Raw genomic sequence first — 14,435 nt, forward strand, 5'->3', positions numbered from 1 at the left:
AGGGGATTGGGGTCGGCCCAGGTCCGCGGCCTAGTCGTCGCCGCCGGGCTTGCTGGCCTGGAGCTGCCGCGCGACCTCCGCGATCGACCCCGACAGCGAGGGATAGACGGTAAACGCCTTCGCGATCTGTTCGACGGTCAGATTGTTGTCGACGGCGATCGAGATGGGGTGGATCAGCTCGCTGGCCCGCGGCGCGACCACCACGCCGCCCACCACGATCCCGGTGCCGGGGCGGCAGACCAGCTTCACGAAGCCGTCCCGTACCCCCTGCATCTTGGCCCGGGGGTTGCGCAGCAGCGGCAGTTTCATCACCCGCGCATCAATGCGCCCCTCGTCCACGTCCGACTGCTGGTATCCCACCGTCGCAATCTCGGGGTCCGTGAACACGTTCGCGGAGACCGTCTTCAGCCGCAGCGGCGCGACGGTCTCGCCGAGGAAGTGGTACATCGCGATCCGGCCCTGCATCGCCGCCACCGAGGCGAGCGCGAACACGCCCGTGCAGTCGCCCGCCGCGTAGATGCCCGGCGCGCTCGTGCGCGACACCTTGTCGGTCCAGATGTGCCCGGAGTCCGTCAGCCGCACCCCGGCCTCCTCCAGGCCGATGCCCCGGGTGTTGGGCACCGCGCCGACCGCCATCAGGCAGTGCGAACCGGTGATCACGCGCCCGTCGTTGAGCGTCACCTCGACCCGGTCGCCGACGCGCTTGGCGCTCTGCGCGCGCGAGCGGCTCATCACGTTCATGCCGCGGCGCCGGAAGACGTCCTCCAGCACCGCCGCCGCGTCCGGGTCCTCGCCCGGCAGCACCCGGTCCCGGCTGGAGACCAGCGTGACCCGCGAGCCGAGCGCCTGGTACGCGCCGGCGAACTCCGCGCCGGTGACGCCGGAGCCGACGACGATCAGCTCCTCGGGCAGCTCGTCGAGGTCGTAGACCTGCTTCCAGTTCAGGATCCGCTCGCCGTCGGGCTGCGCGTCGGGCAGCTCGCGCGGGCTGCCCCCGGTGGCGACCAGCACCGCGTCGGCGACCAGCTCCTCCGGCTCGCCCGGCCCCCCGGCCTCGCCGACGGGCCCGGTCACCCGGACCGTGCGCGAGCCGTCCGGGGCCTGCTGCGGCGAGACGCTCGCCCGGCCGCGTACGACCCGGCCGCCCGCCCGGGTCACGTTCGTGGCGATGTCCTCGGACTGGGCCAGCGCCAGCCGCTTCACCCGGGCGTTGACCTTGCCCAGGTCCACGCCGACGACGCGGGCGGCCTGCTGCTCCGGCGGCGTGTCGTCCGCGACGATGATGCCCAGCTCCTCGTACGAGGAGTCGAAGGTGGTCATCACCTCCGCGGTGGCGATCAGCGTCTTCGACGGCACGCAGTCGGTGAGCACCGACGCACCGCCCAGGCCGTCGCAGTCGACGACCGTCACCTCCGCGCCGAGCTGCGCGGCCACGAGCGCCGCCTCGTACCCGCCGGGGCCACCACCGATGATCACGATCCGAGTCACGTACCCCATTGTCCCTCGTGGCGGCCGTCGGCTCCCGTGCGGGGCGGCGGGGCCCGGTGGGAGCGCGGCGGGAGCCCCGGTGAGAGCGGGGGCGGGAGCCCAGTGGGGGGCCGCTTCTACGCGCGTAGGGGGTGACGGGCTAGGCTCGTCGCGTGAACGCATCCTCTCCGCACGCCGCGCCCGACGCGGCGGCCGCAGCCGACCGCCTCCGCGAGCTCACCGGGGGCGAACCCCACGACGTCGCCCTCGTGATGGGTTCCGGCTGGGTGCCCGCGGCGGAAGCGCTGGGCACGCCCGAGCACGAGCTGCGCGTCACCGACCTGCCCGGCTTCCCGCCGCCGACGGTCGAGGGCCACGCCGGGCGGATCCGCTCGTACCGGCTGGGCGACCGACGGGCGCTGGTCTTCCTCGGCCGTACGCACCTCTACGAGGGCCTCGGCGTCGCCGCCGTGGCGCACGGCGTGCGCACGGCCGCGGCGGCGGGCTGCAAGACGGTGGTGCTCACCAACGGCTGCGGCGGGCTGCGCGAGGGCATGCGGCCGGGCCAGCCGGTGCTGATCGGCGACCACATCAACCTCACCGCGGCCTCGCCGATCGAGGGCGCCCGCTTCGTGGACCTGACGGATCTGTACGCGCCGCGGCTGCGGGCGCTGTGCAGGGAGGTGGACCCCAGCCTCCAGGAGGGCGTCTACGCCCAGTTGCCGGGCCCGCACTACGAGACGCCGGCCGAGATCGAGATGCTCCGCCGCCTCGGCGCCGACCTGGTCGGCATGTCGACGGTCCTGGAGGCCATCGCGGCCCGCGAGGCGGGCGCCGAGGTGCTGGGGATCTCGCTGGTCACGAACCTGGCGGCGGGCATGACGGGCGAGCCGCTGAGCCACGAGGAGGTGCTCCAGGCGGGGCGCGACTCGGCGGCGCGGATGGGTGAGCTGCTGGCCGAGGTGCTGCGGCGGGTGTGAAGGCTCCGGGGGGTACGCGCGGGTGCGTACGCGGCGGCGGGCGCTGAGGCGGTACGCGCGGGGGCGTACGCGGCGGCGGGCCGGGAACCTGGGAGAGAACGACAGTGACGGAGGACGGCAACCGGTGAAGACAGACGCTGCTGGGACCGCTGGGTCCGGGGACGCCGCCGGGCTCGCCGCCCGGGCCAGGACGTGGCTGGCGGAGGACCCCGACCCCGACACCCGCGCCGAGCTGGCGGCCCTGCTGCGGGCGGACGACACCGCGGCCCTCGCGGACCGCTTCGCCGGCACGCTGCAGTTCGGCACCGCCGGGCTCCGCGGTGAGCTGGGCGCGGGGCCGATGCGGATGAACCGGGCCGTCGTCATCCGCGCCGCCGCCGGGCTGGCCGCGTACCTGAAGGGGCAGGGCGCGGGCGGCGGCCTGGTCGTCGTCGGCTACGACGCCCGGCACAAGAGCCACGCCTTCGCCGAGGACACCGCCGCCGTCATGGCCGGCGCCGGCTTCCGGGCCGTCGTCCTGCCCCGCCCGCTGCCGACGCCGGTGCTGGCCTTCGCGATCCGCCACCTCGGCGCGGTCGCCGGGGTCACCGTCACCGCGAGCCACAACCCGCCGCGCGACAACGGCTACAAGGTCTACCTGGGCGGCGGCTCGCAGATCGTCCCGCCCGCGGACGCCGCGATCGCCGCCGCCATCGAGGCGGTGGGCCCGCTCGCGGACGTGCCCCGCCCGGAGGGCGGCTGGGAGGTGCTGGGCGAGGACGTCGTGGAGGCGTACCTCGACCGGGCCGCCACGGTCGTCACCGCGGGCGGCCCCCGGGACGTCCGTACGGTGCACACCGCCCTGCACGGCGTCGGCTCCGCCATGCTGGCCGCCGCCTTCGCCCGCGCCGGCTTCCCGCCCCCGGTGCCGGTCGCGGCGCAGGCGGAGCCGGACCCGGACTTCCCGACCGTCGCGTTCCCCAACCCGGAGGAGCCGGGGGCGATGGACCTGGCGTTCGCGACGGCGGCCTCTGCGGGTTCTGCGGTGGACGTGATCATCGCCAACGACCCCGACGCGGACCGCTGCGCGGTGGCCGTGCCGGCGGCGCAGGCGGACGGGGGCGGGGGCGCGGACGGGGGCGCGGACGCGGGCTGGCGGATGCTGCGCGGCGACGAGGTCGGCGCCCTGCTGGCCACGCACCTCGTACGCAAAGGGGCCACGGGCACCTTCGCGGCGTCCATCGTCTCCTCCTCCCTCATGGGCCGGATCGCGCGGGCCGCGCGCCTGCCGTACGAGGAGACGCTGACCGGCTTCAAGTGGCTGGCCCGCGTCGAGAACCTGCGCTACGCCTACGAGGAGGCCCTCGGCTACTGCGTCGACCCCGCCGGCGTCCGCGACAAGGACGGCATCACCGCGGCCCTGCTGGTCGCCGAACTGACCGCGGAGCTGAAGGCGGCGGGCCGCACGCTGCAGGACCTGCTGGACGACATCGCGGTGGAGCACGGCCTGCACGCCACGGACCAGCTCTCCGTCCGCGTAGCGGACCTCGACGTGATCGCCACCGCGATGCACCGCCTCCGCGCGTCGCCCCCGGCATCGGCGGCGGGCCTGCGGGTGACCCAGGCGGAGGACCTGTCGACGGGCACCGGGGACCTCCCCCCGACGGACGGCCTCCGCTACACCCTGGCGGGCGACCGGGCCCGGGGGGTGGAGGCGGCCCGGGTGATCGTCCGCCCGAGCGGCACCGAACCGAAGCTGAAGTGCTACCTGGAGGTGGTGGTCCCGGTCCCGAACGCCCACCCGGGCCTGCCGGCGGCGCGGGCGACGGCGGCGGAGTTCCTGGCGGAGCTGAAGGCAGACGTCTCGGCGGCAGCGGGCTTCTGACACCGGGAGGCTTTACGGATCCCGCTCGGTGCCCGCCAGGCTCTCCAAGACCTCCATGCTCACCCCGACGGAGACGGAATCCGCCTTGTCACGGGCGACGGCTTCCCTGAGCCGCCGGGCGTTGGCCGGGGAGCGCAGGAGGTAGTCGGTCTCCCGCCAGGCTTCGAAGTCTTCGGCTGGGATCACCACAGTGTGGGCTCCTGTTCGGGCTCGGGCGCTCCGGGAAGGCCGGGAGGGACAGCGGCTCGCACGAGTGCTTCCCAGGTGGGGTACTGCTCGGCCATGCGCAGCAGCAGGAGCGCGGTGGCATAGGCGTCGAAGGCGGCGCGGTGCCGCTGGCCGGGGGCTTGGCCGAGGTCGAGTCCGGTGTGCTGGATGAGGGCATCGAGGTTGTGGCGCGGCGCTTCCTTGTACGTTGCCCGCGCCAGGCGCAGGGTGTCGATGACGCCCGGGGGTTCCCAGCCCGGGAGGTGCCGGGCGAGAACCCGGTAGTCGACTCCGGCGTTGTGGGCGCAGATCCACGCGCCGGTCAGCATGGCCCGTACCTCTTCACGGACCTCCTCCCAGGGCGGGCACGAATTCAGGTCCTCGTTGGTGAGTTTGTGCACGCGGCTGGCGAAAGGCGTGACCGGCACCGGAGGCCGGATGAGCCAGACCCCGGCCGTGCGGGTGTCCGGCGTGCCGTTGTGCAGCGGCAGGGCAGCCACTTCGACCACGTCGGGAGGCGTGACTCCGTTCCCTTCGATGTCGACCACCAACAGCCGGGGCCATGTCTCGTACTTCATGCCTGCATGTTCTCCTCAACCGGCCGGCCGATGTGAGCGCGGCCGCCGTCGATGGTGGCGGGGCTTGCTGGCCCGATGCGTGACTGCCGCCCATGTCTGTGCCTGCCGGGGGAAGGTGGGGGACTACTCGTCGTCGGGGTCTTCGCCGAAGGTGACGTGCAGCTCGGTGGCAAGGGCCTCTGCGAGTTGGAGTATCTGGGCATGGTCGATGACGATCTGCTTGAGCGAGGCCAGGCCGCGAAGCTGGGCGAGGTCGTTACCCCGGAGGTCCAGGCCGCGGTGCTTCCCGCCGTCGAACTCGGTCAGTCGTAGATCGCAGTCATCGATCAGGGCGGCGCCAAGGTCGGCGGCGGCGAAGGTGGTCTCGCGCAGCGAACACCTGGCGAAGATCACCGGGCCGATGGCGCGGATGCGCGCGAAGGTGCTGTAGTCGAACTTGCAGTTCTCGAACAGAACGTTGTCGAGCGTCACGTCTTCGAGCGCGGCGCCCATGAGCCTGCAGTCCCGGAAGACGGTTCGGGAGATCTTGCTTTCGCTCCACTGCAGGGAGGACAGACCGCATCGGGTGAATTCCACGGAGTCGACACGGAGCCTCTCCAGGCGGGTGCGCTGCACGTTGAGGCCGGTGATCCGCCCGTCCATCAGGTGGGTGTCCGCCAGGTCGAGATCCCGCAGGTCGGCATCGGCGTAGTGGAACCCCGCCATCCGCCCGCGGCCGCCCTCCAGAGAGGCGACGTGGGAGAGGTAGAGCCCCGGCTCGTCCAAGGCGGGGAGCGAGACGCTCGTACGGCGGATCGTGCGGGTGTCCATCAACAGCCTTTCAGCGCGGGGGTTCGGTCGCCTGTGCTGCCGGCACGCCCGGGGCGTGCCGGCAGCGGGGCGGCCTACTTCTTCTTGTTCCAGTTGTCCCAGGTCGGTCGGTTGTCGAAGGGGGCCGGGGTCTTCGCCCAGTTGTCCCACGTGGGCCGGTTGTCCCACGTCGCCTCAACGATCACCGGGCTCGGAAAGTCGTGCGCGGCTATCAACTCCATCACGACGAGGGTGTCGGATGTGGCGAGCCGGTCCAGGGTCTTCATGCAACGGCCTCCTTGGTTGCGAGCGTGGACAGAGCCGTGACCAGGGCCTGCCGGGAGGTCCGGCAGTAGCTGGTCTCGGTAGAAGTGAGGTCGCCGTTCTCGAAATAGCGGTTGGCGGCCTGGGCACCGCGGCAGAAGTCGAAGAACTCGCATTCGGCCTGGCAGCGGTCCAGGCTGGTGAGAAAGTCGCGGACGTAGCGCAGCCGGTAGGCATCCCGGAGGATCTCGGGCAGGCTACGGTCGAGGATGTTGCCGGCCAAGAAGTCGCCGTACTCCGGTGCTGCCGTGTCCGCGAGTTCTGGGGAGAGCAGGACCACGTCGCCCTTCCAGGAGACGGTGGGGATGGGGTCGAGGCGGCGCCTGTCCCACTCAACTCTCTGGCCGGACCGGATCATATGGAGGTACTCGGCGAGGCGTTCGAGTTCCCGGACCACTGGGGCACCGGGGTGCTCGCGGGTCCACGTGAGGGTGCGGCGCCAGAACTCCTCGGCCTGGACTGCGGTGGGCGGCTGCCGATCGGTGTTGGCCCCTTCGATCTCCTCAATGTTGAAGCCCACTGTATGGCCGCCCAGGGAGGTCAAGAACTCCAGCAGTTCCTCCGGCATCGCGATCCCCAGGGCGCCGACCACCGAGATGACGGAGAACGGGATGCCGTGCTCGCGCAGCCGCGAGATGCCGCGCAGGATCCGGTCGAAGGCAGGCTTCCCTCGCAGGTCGACGCGCTCGGCGTTCAAGTCGGCCGGGCCGTCGATGCTCACCCCGACGCGGAAGTCGTACGCGGCAAGCTGTTCGCACCACGTCTCCGTGATGAGCGTCGCGTTGGTCTGCACATAGTGGTGGACTCGGCCCGCCCGCCGCAGGGCCTCGAACGGCGCGAGCAGTGCGGCGAACTTCTGCTGACCCACGGCGAGCGGCTCCCCACCGTGCCAGACGATGCCGATCGGATGGCCGCTGTCGTCGAGCTGAGCCACCGCCCTCGCCAGGGCCTCGGCCACCTCCGTCGACATCTGTTGCTTGAGCTTGCGAAACGGCAGGTAGCAGTACCGGCAGTCCAGATTGCACCAGGTCGTGGGCTGCACCACCAGCGTCTGCGGGACCGCAAACCGCTCCCGGTACCGGGCACGCCACTGGGACGGGCGAGAACGCATCAGGGGGCCTCTCCTCGACGGACAGGGACATCGCCGACCGCGAGCCGGAGCCGCGGGGCGCGTACACGACCACCATCCGTCGCGCAGTGACCCATACGCGATGACATCGCGCTGTCATCCCTGATGACATGTCATCAGGGAGGCGCTGACATTGCGCTGAAGCCCATTTATCAGCACGGGAGTTCGGGTGGTTCCCTGTGGGCTATCGTGGCGGGGTGCCTCGCTCGATTCTGATCCACGACGGCCAGACCGCCCGCGACATGGGTCTGGTGTACTGCTGCTCGGGCTATCTCGTCGAGCGTGGCAAAGTGCTGCTCGTGCACCACAACCGCTTCGACAAATGGGTTCCGCCAGGCGGTCATATCGAGCCTGGTGAGTCCTTTGCAGGCACGGCGGTGCGGGAGTTCAAGGAGGAGACCGGGCTGCTGGTGCAGACGATCTCCAGCCAGCCGGCCATCCACCCGGCCGACCACAACGCCACTCCCGAACCCGTGCCGTTCTACGTGGACATCGAGCGCGAAGGCTTCCCGACGCCGGCGCTGGTCCAGTTCTTTTACGTCCAACGGCAGCCGGGCACCTGGCAACAGGCTGCGGAGGCGCAGCTCGAAGAGGTGCACGGAGCTGCCTGGTTCGGCCTGGAGGACCTCGACACCCTCAAGACTTTCGACCAGGTCCGCTCCCTGGCACGATTCGCCCTGCTGAACTACCCGGTGGCAGAGGAACGCGTCACGTCGTAGGCGGCGCCTCCCGCCCCGCGAGGCGGTACCCGCTCGCTCCGTCCACCGTGCCGGCCACGATTAGCCGGGCCGGGCCGCCGCCGAAGGCCGCAGAGACGGCCCGGTTAAGGCGCTGCACGTACTTGGGCACCGAGGACGGGGAGACATAGAGCTTTGCCGCAATCCGATCGGTCGACAGTCCGGTCTCGCGAGCGTCGTACACGACCTTCACCACGTCGAACAAGCGCTCCGACAACTCACACGCCACGATTCCTTCGCTGTCGCGTGCCCCGAGGAGAACGGTCCGGCCCGGACCGAGGGCGACATGAGCGATGTCCATCCCGGCTGACGCCTCGCTCGCGTCCTCGGAGGCAGGGTCGGTAAGGTTCATCCGGATCAGGCGCTGCATCGCTTCCTCGTAGGCCGACACCGTGTAATACGCGGCCCGGATGGTGGCGCGCTTGCCCGAGGCGCCCGGCTCGTTCCACAGCCCGGCCTCCGGGTCCCACAGGTCGTTCATCAGCTTCCACGCCCTGACGAGACGGGGGTCACGGGGACTCCCACCGGCCCGGACGACGGCCTGGGTGCACAGCGCGTACGCCATATGCTCCCAGGCCGTTCCTTGCACGTCCTTGTCGTCCTCGACGAACTCTTCCCACCGGTGGTGGTTGTGCAGCAGCCACTGGCCAGCTTCGGTGACCACGTCGGCCAGTCGCTTCTGCTGCACCTGGCCGTGCACTCCGCCCGCCTCACGCACCTCATCCAGGTAGGCGGGCTCGCCACTGGGCCCGGTGCCCGAGCGAACGGTCGACAGCGCGAGCAGGCACAGGGCAGTCTTGCTCGGGCTCGGATCGGTGTCGATGTAGGTACGCCACCCCCATGCTCCGCTCGGGCGCCGGTGGTAGAGCAGGCCGTGCACTCCGTGCTCGATCAGCGGTTCGACGCGCTCCAGCAGGCTGCTGGTCTCCACCCCGCCGGGTAAGAGGAGTCCGGGGCCGAAAGCATTGAGGGCATCTCTGAGCTCGGCAAGACGGTGGACTACCAGGGCCGTCTGGTGCAGCGAGGTGTCGTCGAGTCCGAGGACTTCCGGCCAGCCGTGGTCGACTTGGTGATCCTCCAGCCAGCCGACGCACCAGGTCATGGTCTCCGCGACGCCCTTGTGGTGGAAGAAGCGAGGGTGGGACAGCAGTCCGGCCAAGCCGAAGGCGATGAACCGGGTGTGCTCACCACGACCGCCGTTGGGCCGGGGGCGCGAGTGCTCCCGGATGGCGCCGGTGAGGAAGTCGAGCCCCTGGCGAACCGGCTGTCCGGCGATGCCGGCGACCCGCAGAATCGGCAGAACCTCACTGGTGTTGACAATCGACGAAACGGAGGTCAGGGTGAGGCCCCACCCGCCGTCGTACCCCTGGTTCTGCAGGAGCGTGCGGGCAGCCTCGCCCGCTCTGGTCTCGAAGGCCGCGAGCCCCACGTGCGCACTCTTCATGATTCGCCTCCGCCGCCGAACGACCGGGCCGCCGGTCGGACCGTACCCAACTCGTCTATTGCCGACGCGCGTTCACCGTCGAACGCGGCGCTCGTGTTCCTGCGCTAAGCCGGATGGGATTGCGGCAGGCCGCGTAGGGCGTTGGCGAAGTGGTGGGTCTCGTCGGGGTCTAGGGTGCCCAGGCGGATGGTGTAGGCGGTGCGGCGGCAGGTGGGGCAGGGGGCGATGATCTCGATGTCTGCCAGGGGGAGGCCCAGGCGTTCTGCCTGGTGAGCCAGGTTGCGTGCGGCCTCTTCTGCTTCTTGGCGGGCTAGGTCGGGGCGGACCAACTCTTCCAAGGTCATGGATTTCCCGTCTGTGGTTCGGGTGTTCAGCGTGCGCTTCGCGAGCGGTAGCGGATTCTCGTGTCGACACCGCCGCGAGAGGCCAGCGGGACCAGCCCTCGGGTCGCGATGCAGCCGGTGCAGGCGTAGACCGTGTGGGACGTTCCGGATGCCGTGGCGTAGCGGCCCACCGAGACCAGGCGTCTGGCGGTGCCGCACCAGAAGCAGGCGCCGTCCGCGATGTCGTCGAGACGTACGGTGCAGCCGTCGATCTCGCACACGTCCGGCGGGCAGACCACGTGCAGCGCCGTGGCGTCGGCGAATTGCACGACGTATCCCGTGCGGGTCTGGACCAGCGCCACGATCCGTCGCTTCTGTCCGAGGTAGATGACGTTGTCATCGACGGCCACCGTCGCGAAGTTCACGCGCCGCGCGCCCGCCGCGCGCGAAGGAGCCGGTTTCGGTTCCTTCGCGGTGGCGTTCAACGGGGCGCGGAACCACACGGCTTTGCCGTCCGCCCGGCATTCGTAACCCCAGTCGGTCACCATCGAGTTCAGGAGCCACAGGCCGCGTCCGCTCTCTGCGTCCCAGGCGGGGGTGGTGAGTGCGGGTGCCTGGCGGGAGGTGTCGTAGACGTGGACGTAGACCCACGTCTCTTCCACCCGCACGGTGAGTCGACAGGTCTTGTCCTCGGCGTGTTTGGCCACGTTGCTTAAGAGTTCCGAGACTCCCAGCCGGACAATCGCTACGGCATCGGCGTCACCGCCCAGTTCGGCGGTTGCCGCGGCAGCCGCGTTGCGCCACTGCTCGATGGCCTGCGCTTCGGCGGTCACGTTCCATGCGCGCGCCGCGTGGCCTTCGGTGTTTTCGGCGGTGGCCTTCATGGGGTACCTCCAGCGCTCACCTGGTGATCGCCGGTAGCGAGACCGGCACGCTCTGTAGCGAGACCGGCAGCGTGGCACGGGGGAACATTGTCCGCAAGTGCCACTTCTGGAAACCATCACTCGAAGGAGTGATTGCCGGGCCAACGGAGTTCCGGCGGCGCTAGTCTGCGGCGCCAGGGAGGTACGTCCATGACCGATGCTCAGCCCAACCTGCACCGACGCCGCCTCGGGTTGGAGTTGCGATCGCTACGGAAGGCCACCGGCCTGTCGTTGGCGGATGCCGCAAGCCAGCTCGATCTGCCGGGTGCGCCCTCGTTGAGCCGGATCGAGAACGGCAAGCAGCGCGTGGCGCCCACGTCGGTGCTTGCCTTCTTCGATGTCTACGGGCTCACCGATGACGATCGCCGCAGGCAGGTCAGGGAGTTGGCGAAGCTCGCCAACAGCGGAAAGCGAAGCAACCTGCTTGACGAATACCGGAGCGCCATCCTCGATCCCTTCGTGGACTACGTCCAACTTGAGGAAATGGCCGTGAAAAGTGAGACGTTCGTCAACATCGTTCCGGGGCTTCTCCAGACGGAGGCGTACGCGACCGCGATCGTTGAGGGCAGTCGATTTTGGCGGCATCAGCGAGAGGTCAGGAACTTCGTCCAACTCCGCATGGTGCGGCAGGCCGTCCTGAGTCGGGAGAAGCCGCTCCATCTGTGGTGTGTCCTGGACGAGGCAGCCCTGATGCGACGTGTCGGGGGCGATGCCGTGATGAAGGACCAGCTTGAGCACCTGCTGACCGTGTCGGAGCGCGAGCATGTGGATGTGCAGGTGCTTCCGTTCGATCAAGGTGCCCACGCCGGGGTGGACGGCGCGTTCCACCTCCTGCACTTCTCGGCGGGCCCGCCCGTCGCGGTGGTCGAGCCGATGACAACCGCCCTGTACCTGGAGGAAGATGGCCACCTGGCACGGTACGAAAGCGGGTTCGACCACCTCCGAGCCGAAGCCTTGGACGTACGGGCGTCTCGGAAGTACATCGGCAAGGTACTCAAGGAGCGCTACGCATGATCATAAAGCCCGATCTCACCAACGCAACCTGGGCCAAAAGCGCCATGAGCAACGGCGGCACGAACTGCCTTGAAGTCGCGTTTGTCGACGGCGTCGTCGCGCTGCGCGACTCCAAGGACGTCGGCAACCCCGAAGCCCAGATCCTCATCCTCTCCGAAGACGACTACCGGGCCTTCACCGGCGGCATCCAGAACGGGCAAGACAACCTCCTGCTCCCCTGAGAAGGGAACGCCACGGATGATCGCAAACCCCGACCTCACCAACGCCACCTGGGCCAAGAGTGCCTTGAGCAGCGGCGGGCAGAACTGCCTAGAGGTCGCGTTCATCGACGGCGTCGTCGCGCTACGCGACTCCAAGGACATCGGCAACCCCGAAGCCCAGATCCTCATCCTCTCCGAAGACGACTACCGGGCCTTCACCGGCGGCATCCAGAACGGGCAAAACGACCTCCTGCTCCCCTGACGCCCGGTCGCCGGGCCTCCGCGGGGCTCTGACGTGCCGGAGTCTTTCCTTCCTTACGAGACCGGTCTCGAACGGGCCGGTCTCGATGCTTTCCAGGCCCTCGCGACCACCCCGCGCCCAGCAGCGGGGGGCGGGCGAAAAAAAATCCGGCCGGGGGCGGTAACAATCCGCCGGGTTCGCGCCATTACCTCGCGACAGCACTGCCACACGCCGCCGGAGGTACCCATGGTGGATCATGACTGAGCCCGACGACGCGGAGCGGTTCACCGCGATATACGACGAGTGCCGCCAGCGCGTGTGGGCGTACGCCGCCGCGCACGCCGGGCGGCAGCGCGCTGACGAGGTCGTCAGCGAGACCTTCGCCGTGGCGTGGCGGCGCATCCGCGACCTGCCGGAGCCGCCGCTGCCGTGGCTGCTGGGTGTGGCCCGCATCCAGGTGCGCAGCGCGGCCCGCGCGGCCGCGAAGCAGGCGGCGCGGGAGGCGTTGCTGGAGCCGCAGGCCGGGTGGGAGACGGAGGACGTCGCCGACGTCGTCACCGAGCGCATGACGGTGTTACGCGCCCTGGCCGCGCTCGACGCGGACGACCGCGAGGTGCTGATCCTGATGGCCTGGCAGGGCCTCGACCAGCGTGCTGCCGCCCAGGTTCTCGGCTGCACGCAGGTCGCCTTCCGGGTACGGCTGCACCGCGCCCGCAAGCGGCTCGCCCGGGCCCTCGAGACCGTCGCGCAGGACGCCCACCGCGCCGGGGCACCGCACGAACCGCACGAACCGCACGAACCGCCCGCACCCCCCGCGCCGGACCGGCGGTCGACGGTCAGAGCCGGCGCCGTGCCCGGTGCCCGTGCCGCCCGCCCCGCCCCCGCCGCCCGTACCGCAGGAGAGGACCCCCGATGACCGGCACGAACCCGGAGCCGCTGATGCGGCGCCTCGCCGACGCCCGCCCCGCCGACTTCGACCCCGAGTTGCCCGTGCCCGCCGAGACCCGCGCGGCCGAGCTGCGCCGGGCCATGACGGCGCCCACCGCGTCCTCCGCGCCCGCCGCCGCCCCGCGCGGCCCCCGGTGGCGGCCCTACGCCCTCGGCGGCGGCCTGGTCGCCACCGCCACCGCCACCGTCCTGCTCGTCATCTCGGCCACCGCCGGCTCCGGTCCGGCAGCGCAGCCGGCCCATTGGGACCTCGACGCGGCGGCCCCGCAGGCCGGTGGCGACGGCGACTCGGTCCTGCTGGCGGCGGCGGAGACGGCGGTGGCCCAGGACGCCGCGCGGGACGGCCGGTACTGGAGCGTGGACTACGAGCTGTGGCAGCAGTTCGCGGCCAGTGAGAGCGCCGAGAGGTACACGATCGCCGGCGGCGTCCGCCAGACCAACTCGACGGACACCAAGACCGGCGAGTTCTGCAGTTCTGGCAAGAACATCCCCTTCGCTCCCGCGTCCGCCGCCGACAACGACGCGTGGCAGAGGGACGGATCGCCCGACCCCGTTCCCGTCACCATGGACTCGGACACGCAGAGGTTGAGGGCGTTCATGACGTCGCCCGGCAAGGCGGTTCCGCTCGGGGAGGACGGCAACAGCGCATTCCACGTTTACCGGGGCACCGCCCCGCCCACCGTCCGCGTGTACGTGCCGACGACCGACGAGGCGCCTTTCATTCTCGGCGGCCGCGCCCTCAGCCTGGAGGAGCTGAACGCCCTGCCCGCCGACCCCGACGCGCTCACGGACGAACTCCTCAGGGGGTTCACCGGCGAGGTGAGGAAATGGGCCGGGTCGCGTGAGGAGTTCCTCTTCGAGGCCGCCCGCAACCTGCTCCTCGACGTGCCGGTCAGCGGGGAGGTCCGGGGGGCGGCGTTCCAGATGCTCGCCGGGCTGGAGGGCATCACCGTGCTCGACGACGTCACCGACGTCGCCGGCCGGACCGGCACCGCCGCCGCCCTCGAAAGCCGGGCCGACAGCGGCGCGATGCTGCAGCACCGGCTCATCTTCGACAGCGCCACCTCCCGCGGTCTGACCGCCGACACCGTGGTGGTCGAACCCACGGGCAGCTTCAAGGACTACAAGGCGGGCGCGGTCGTCTCCGCCGAGGCGGTCGAACAGGCCGAATGGACGGACACCAGGCCGGTGAAGCCCTGCCCTAAGCCTGCCCTGCCTGACCTGCCTGACCAGCAGTGACCTACCTGCCTTCGACCGACCTCACGAG

17 protein-coding genes are annotated in these 14,435 nt (G+C 70.6%); 8 read left to right on the plus strand and 9 right to left on the minus strand.

All coding sequences use genetic code 11. From position 1 onward, the window contains the following. Positions 1 to 30 precede the first annotated feature (30 nt). Positions 31 to 1,497, minus strand: a complete 1,467-nt coding sequence (locus O7599_RS13835; protein WP_281622458.1) for an NAD(P)H-quinone dehydrogenase — start codon at positions 1,495 to 1,497, stop codon at positions 31 to 33. A 143-nt stretch (positions 1,498 to 1,640) separates the two neighbouring features. Between O7599_RS13835 and O7599_RS13840 the strand changes: the two genes are divergently transcribed. Beyond that, positions 1,641 to 2,447 (plus strand): purine-nucleoside phosphorylase, encoded by an 807-nt coding sequence (locus O7599_RS13840; RefSeq protein ID WP_281622459.1) that lies wholly within the window; start codon positions 1,641 to 1,643, stop codon positions 2,445 to 2,447. A gap of 124 nt (positions 2,448 to 2,571) precedes the next feature. After that, entirely contained in the window at positions 2,572 to 4,311 is a 1,740-nt protein-coding gene (locus tag O7599_RS13845) for a phospho-sugar mutase (protein ID WP_281622460.1), read from the plus strand. Positions 4,312 to 4,323: 12 nt separating this feature from the next. On the opposite strand, the gene O7599_RS13850 is transcribed toward O7599_RS13845, so the two are convergent. The 5 genes from O7599_RS13850 to amcB form a co-directional block, all read right to left on the minus strand. Further along, entirely contained in the window at positions 4,324 to 4,497 is a 174-nt protein-coding gene (locus tag O7599_RS13850) for a hypothetical protein (protein ID WP_281622461.1), read from the minus strand. Continuing rightward, a complete protein-coding gene (locus O7599_RS13855; protein WP_281622462.1) occupies positions 4,494 to 5,096 on the minus strand; it encodes a 3'-5' exonuclease in 603 nt (200 codons plus the stop codon). Before O7599_RS13855 ends, O7599_RS13850 begins: the two co-directional genes overlap by 4 nt. A 123-nt stretch (positions 5,097 to 5,219) precedes the next feature. Further along, entirely contained in the window at positions 5,220 to 5,906 is a 687-nt protein-coding gene (locus O7599_RS13860) for a pentapeptide repeat-containing protein (RefSeq protein WP_281622463.1), read from the minus strand. A 74-nt stretch (positions 5,907 to 5,980) separates the two neighbouring features. Further along, the gene (gene amcA, locus O7599_RS13865) at positions 5,981 to 6,172 is read right to left on the minus strand and encodes a multiple cyclophane-containing RiPP AmcA (protein ID WP_281622464.1); all 192 of its coding nucleotides are present in this window, start codon (positions 6,170 to 6,172) and stop codon (positions 5,981 to 5,983) included. Beyond that, entirely contained in the window at positions 6,169 to 7,320 is a 1,152-nt protein-coding gene (gene amcB / locus O7599_RS13870; RefSeq protein WP_281622465.1) for a cyclophane-forming radical SAM peptide maturase AmcB, read from the minus strand. The genes amcA and amcB overlap by 4 nt, the downstream gene beginning before the upstream one ends. A 215-nt stretch (positions 7,321 to 7,535) precedes the next feature. Here amcB and O7599_RS13875 point away from each other — a divergent pair, with 215 nt between their 5' ends. Further along, positions 7,536 to 8,057, plus strand: coding sequence for an NUDIX domain-containing protein (locus tag O7599_RS13875; protein WP_281622466.1), 522 nt, complete (start codon positions 7,536 to 7,538; stop codon positions 8,055 to 8,057). Here O7599_RS13875 and O7599_RS13880 read toward each other — a convergent pair. The 3 genes from O7599_RS13880 to O7599_RS13890 all read right to left on the minus strand — a co-directional run bounded on the left by O7599_RS13880 (position 8,047) and on the right by O7599_RS13890 (position 10,726). Beyond that, positions 8,047 to 9,519, minus strand: a complete 1,473-nt coding sequence (locus tag O7599_RS13880) for a hypothetical protein (RefSeq protein ID WP_281622467.1) — start codon at positions 9,517 to 9,519, stop codon at positions 8,047 to 8,049. The genes O7599_RS13875 and O7599_RS13880 overlap by 11 nt on opposite strands. Positions 9,520 to 9,623: 104 nt before the next feature. Next, positions 9,624 to 9,863 carry a hypothetical protein gene (locus O7599_RS13885; RefSeq protein WP_281622468.1) on the minus strand — a complete coding sequence of 80 codons (240 nt, stop codon included), beginning with the start codon at positions 9,861 to 9,863 and terminating at the stop codon, positions 9,624 to 9,626. 26 nt (positions 9,864 to 9,889) lie between these two features. After that, positions 9,890 to 10,726, minus strand: coding sequence for an ATP-binding protein (locus O7599_RS13890; RefSeq protein ID WP_281622469.1), 837 nt, complete (start codon positions 10,724 to 10,726; stop codon positions 9,890 to 9,892). Between the two features lie 189 nt (positions 10,727 to 10,915). On the opposite strand from O7599_RS13890, the gene O7599_RS13895 reads away from it, so the two are divergent. The 5 genes from O7599_RS13895 (at position 10,916) to O7599_RS13915 (ending at position 14,407) form a co-directional block, all read left to right on the plus strand. Further along, positions 10,916 to 11,779 (plus strand): helix-turn-helix transcriptional regulator, encoded by an 864-nt coding sequence (locus O7599_RS13895; protein WP_281622470.1) that lies wholly within the window; start codon positions 10,916 to 10,918, stop codon positions 11,777 to 11,779. Continuing rightward, positions 11,776 to 12,000 carry a DUF397 domain-containing protein gene (locus tag O7599_RS13900; protein WP_281622471.1) on the plus strand — a complete coding sequence of 75 codons (225 nt, stop codon included), beginning with the start codon at positions 11,776 to 11,778 and terminating at the stop codon, positions 11,998 to 12,000. Before O7599_RS13895 ends, O7599_RS13900 begins: the two co-directional genes overlap by 4 nt. 16 nt (positions 12,001 to 12,016) lie before the next feature. After that, positions 12,017 to 12,241 carry a DUF397 domain-containing protein gene (locus tag O7599_RS13905; protein WP_281622472.1) on the plus strand — a complete coding sequence of 75 codons (225 nt, stop codon included), beginning with the start codon at positions 12,017 to 12,019 and terminating at the stop codon, positions 12,239 to 12,241. Positions 12,242 to 12,476: 235 nt separating this feature from the next. Further along, the gene (locus O7599_RS13910; RefSeq protein WP_281622473.1) at positions 12,477 to 13,136 is read left to right on the plus strand and encodes a sigma-70 family RNA polymerase sigma factor; all 660 of its coding nucleotides are present in this window, start codon (positions 12,477 to 12,479) and stop codon (positions 13,134 to 13,136) included. Continuing rightward, entirely contained in the window at positions 13,133 to 14,407 is a 1,275-nt protein-coding gene (locus O7599_RS13915; protein ID WP_281622474.1) for a CU044_5270 family protein, read from the plus strand. Before O7599_RS13910 ends, O7599_RS13915 begins: the two co-directional genes overlap by 4 nt. The last annotated feature ends 28 nt before the right edge of the window (positions 14,408 to 14,435 follow it).

Source organism: Streptomyces sp. WMMC500 (assembly GCF_027497195.1).
Taxonomy (GTDB): Bacteria; Actinomycetota; Actinomycetes; order Streptomycetales; family Streptomycetaceae; genus Streptomyces.

What these genes read in the sequence shown, in the direction of transcription:
- O7599_RS13835 (WP_281622458.1), bottom strand. Translation starts at nt 1,497, where the DNA reads ATGGGGTACGTGACTCGGATCGTGATCATCGGTGGTGGCCCCGGCGGG.
- O7599_RS13915 (WP_281622474.1), top strand. Translation starts at nt 13,133, where the DNA reads ATGACCGGCACGAACCCGGAGCCGCTGATGCGGCGCCTCGCCGACGCC.
- O7599_RS13900 (WP_281622471.1), top strand. Translation starts at nt 11,776, where the DNA reads ATGATCATAAAGCCCGATCTCACCAACGCAACCTGGGCCAAAAGCGCC.
- O7599_RS13895 (WP_281622470.1), top strand. Translation starts at nt 10,916, where the DNA reads ATGACCGATGCTCAGCCCAACCTGCACCGACGCCGCCTCGGGTTGGAG.
- O7599_RS13885 (WP_281622468.1), bottom strand. Translation starts at nt 9,863, where the DNA reads ATGACCTTGGAAGAGTTGGTCCGCCCCGACCTAGCCCGCCAAGAAGCA.
- O7599_RS13905 (WP_281622472.1), top strand. Translation starts at nt 12,017, where the DNA reads ATGATCGCAAACCCCGACCTCACCAACGCCACCTGGGCCAAGAGTGCC.
- O7599_RS13855 (WP_281622462.1), bottom strand. Translation starts at nt 5,096, where the DNA reads ATGAAGTACGAGACATGGCCCCGGCTGTTGGTGGTCGACATCGAAGGG.
- amcA (WP_281622464.1), bottom strand. Translation starts at nt 6,172, where the DNA reads ATGAAGACCCTGGACCGGCTCGCCACATCCGACACCCTCGTCGTGATG.
- O7599_RS13910 (WP_281622473.1), top strand. Translation starts at nt 12,477, where the DNA reads ATGACTGAGCCCGACGACGCGGAGCGGTTCACCGCGATATACGACGAG.
- O7599_RS13890 (WP_281622469.1), bottom strand. Translation starts at nt 10,726, where the DNA reads ATGAAGGCCACCGCCGAAAACACCGAAGGCCACGCGGCGCGCGCATGG.
- O7599_RS13880 (WP_281622467.1), bottom strand. Translation starts at nt 9,519, where the DNA reads ATGAAGAGTGCGCACGTGGGGCTCGCGGCCTTCGAGACCAGAGCGGGC.
- amcB (WP_281622465.1), bottom strand. Translation starts at nt 7,320, where the DNA reads ATGCGTTCTCGCCCGTCCCAGTGGCGTGCCCGGTACCGGGAGCGGTTT.
- O7599_RS13860 (WP_281622463.1), bottom strand. Translation starts at nt 5,906, where the DNA reads ATGGACACCCGCACGATCCGCCGTACGAGCGTCTCGCTCCCCGCCTTG.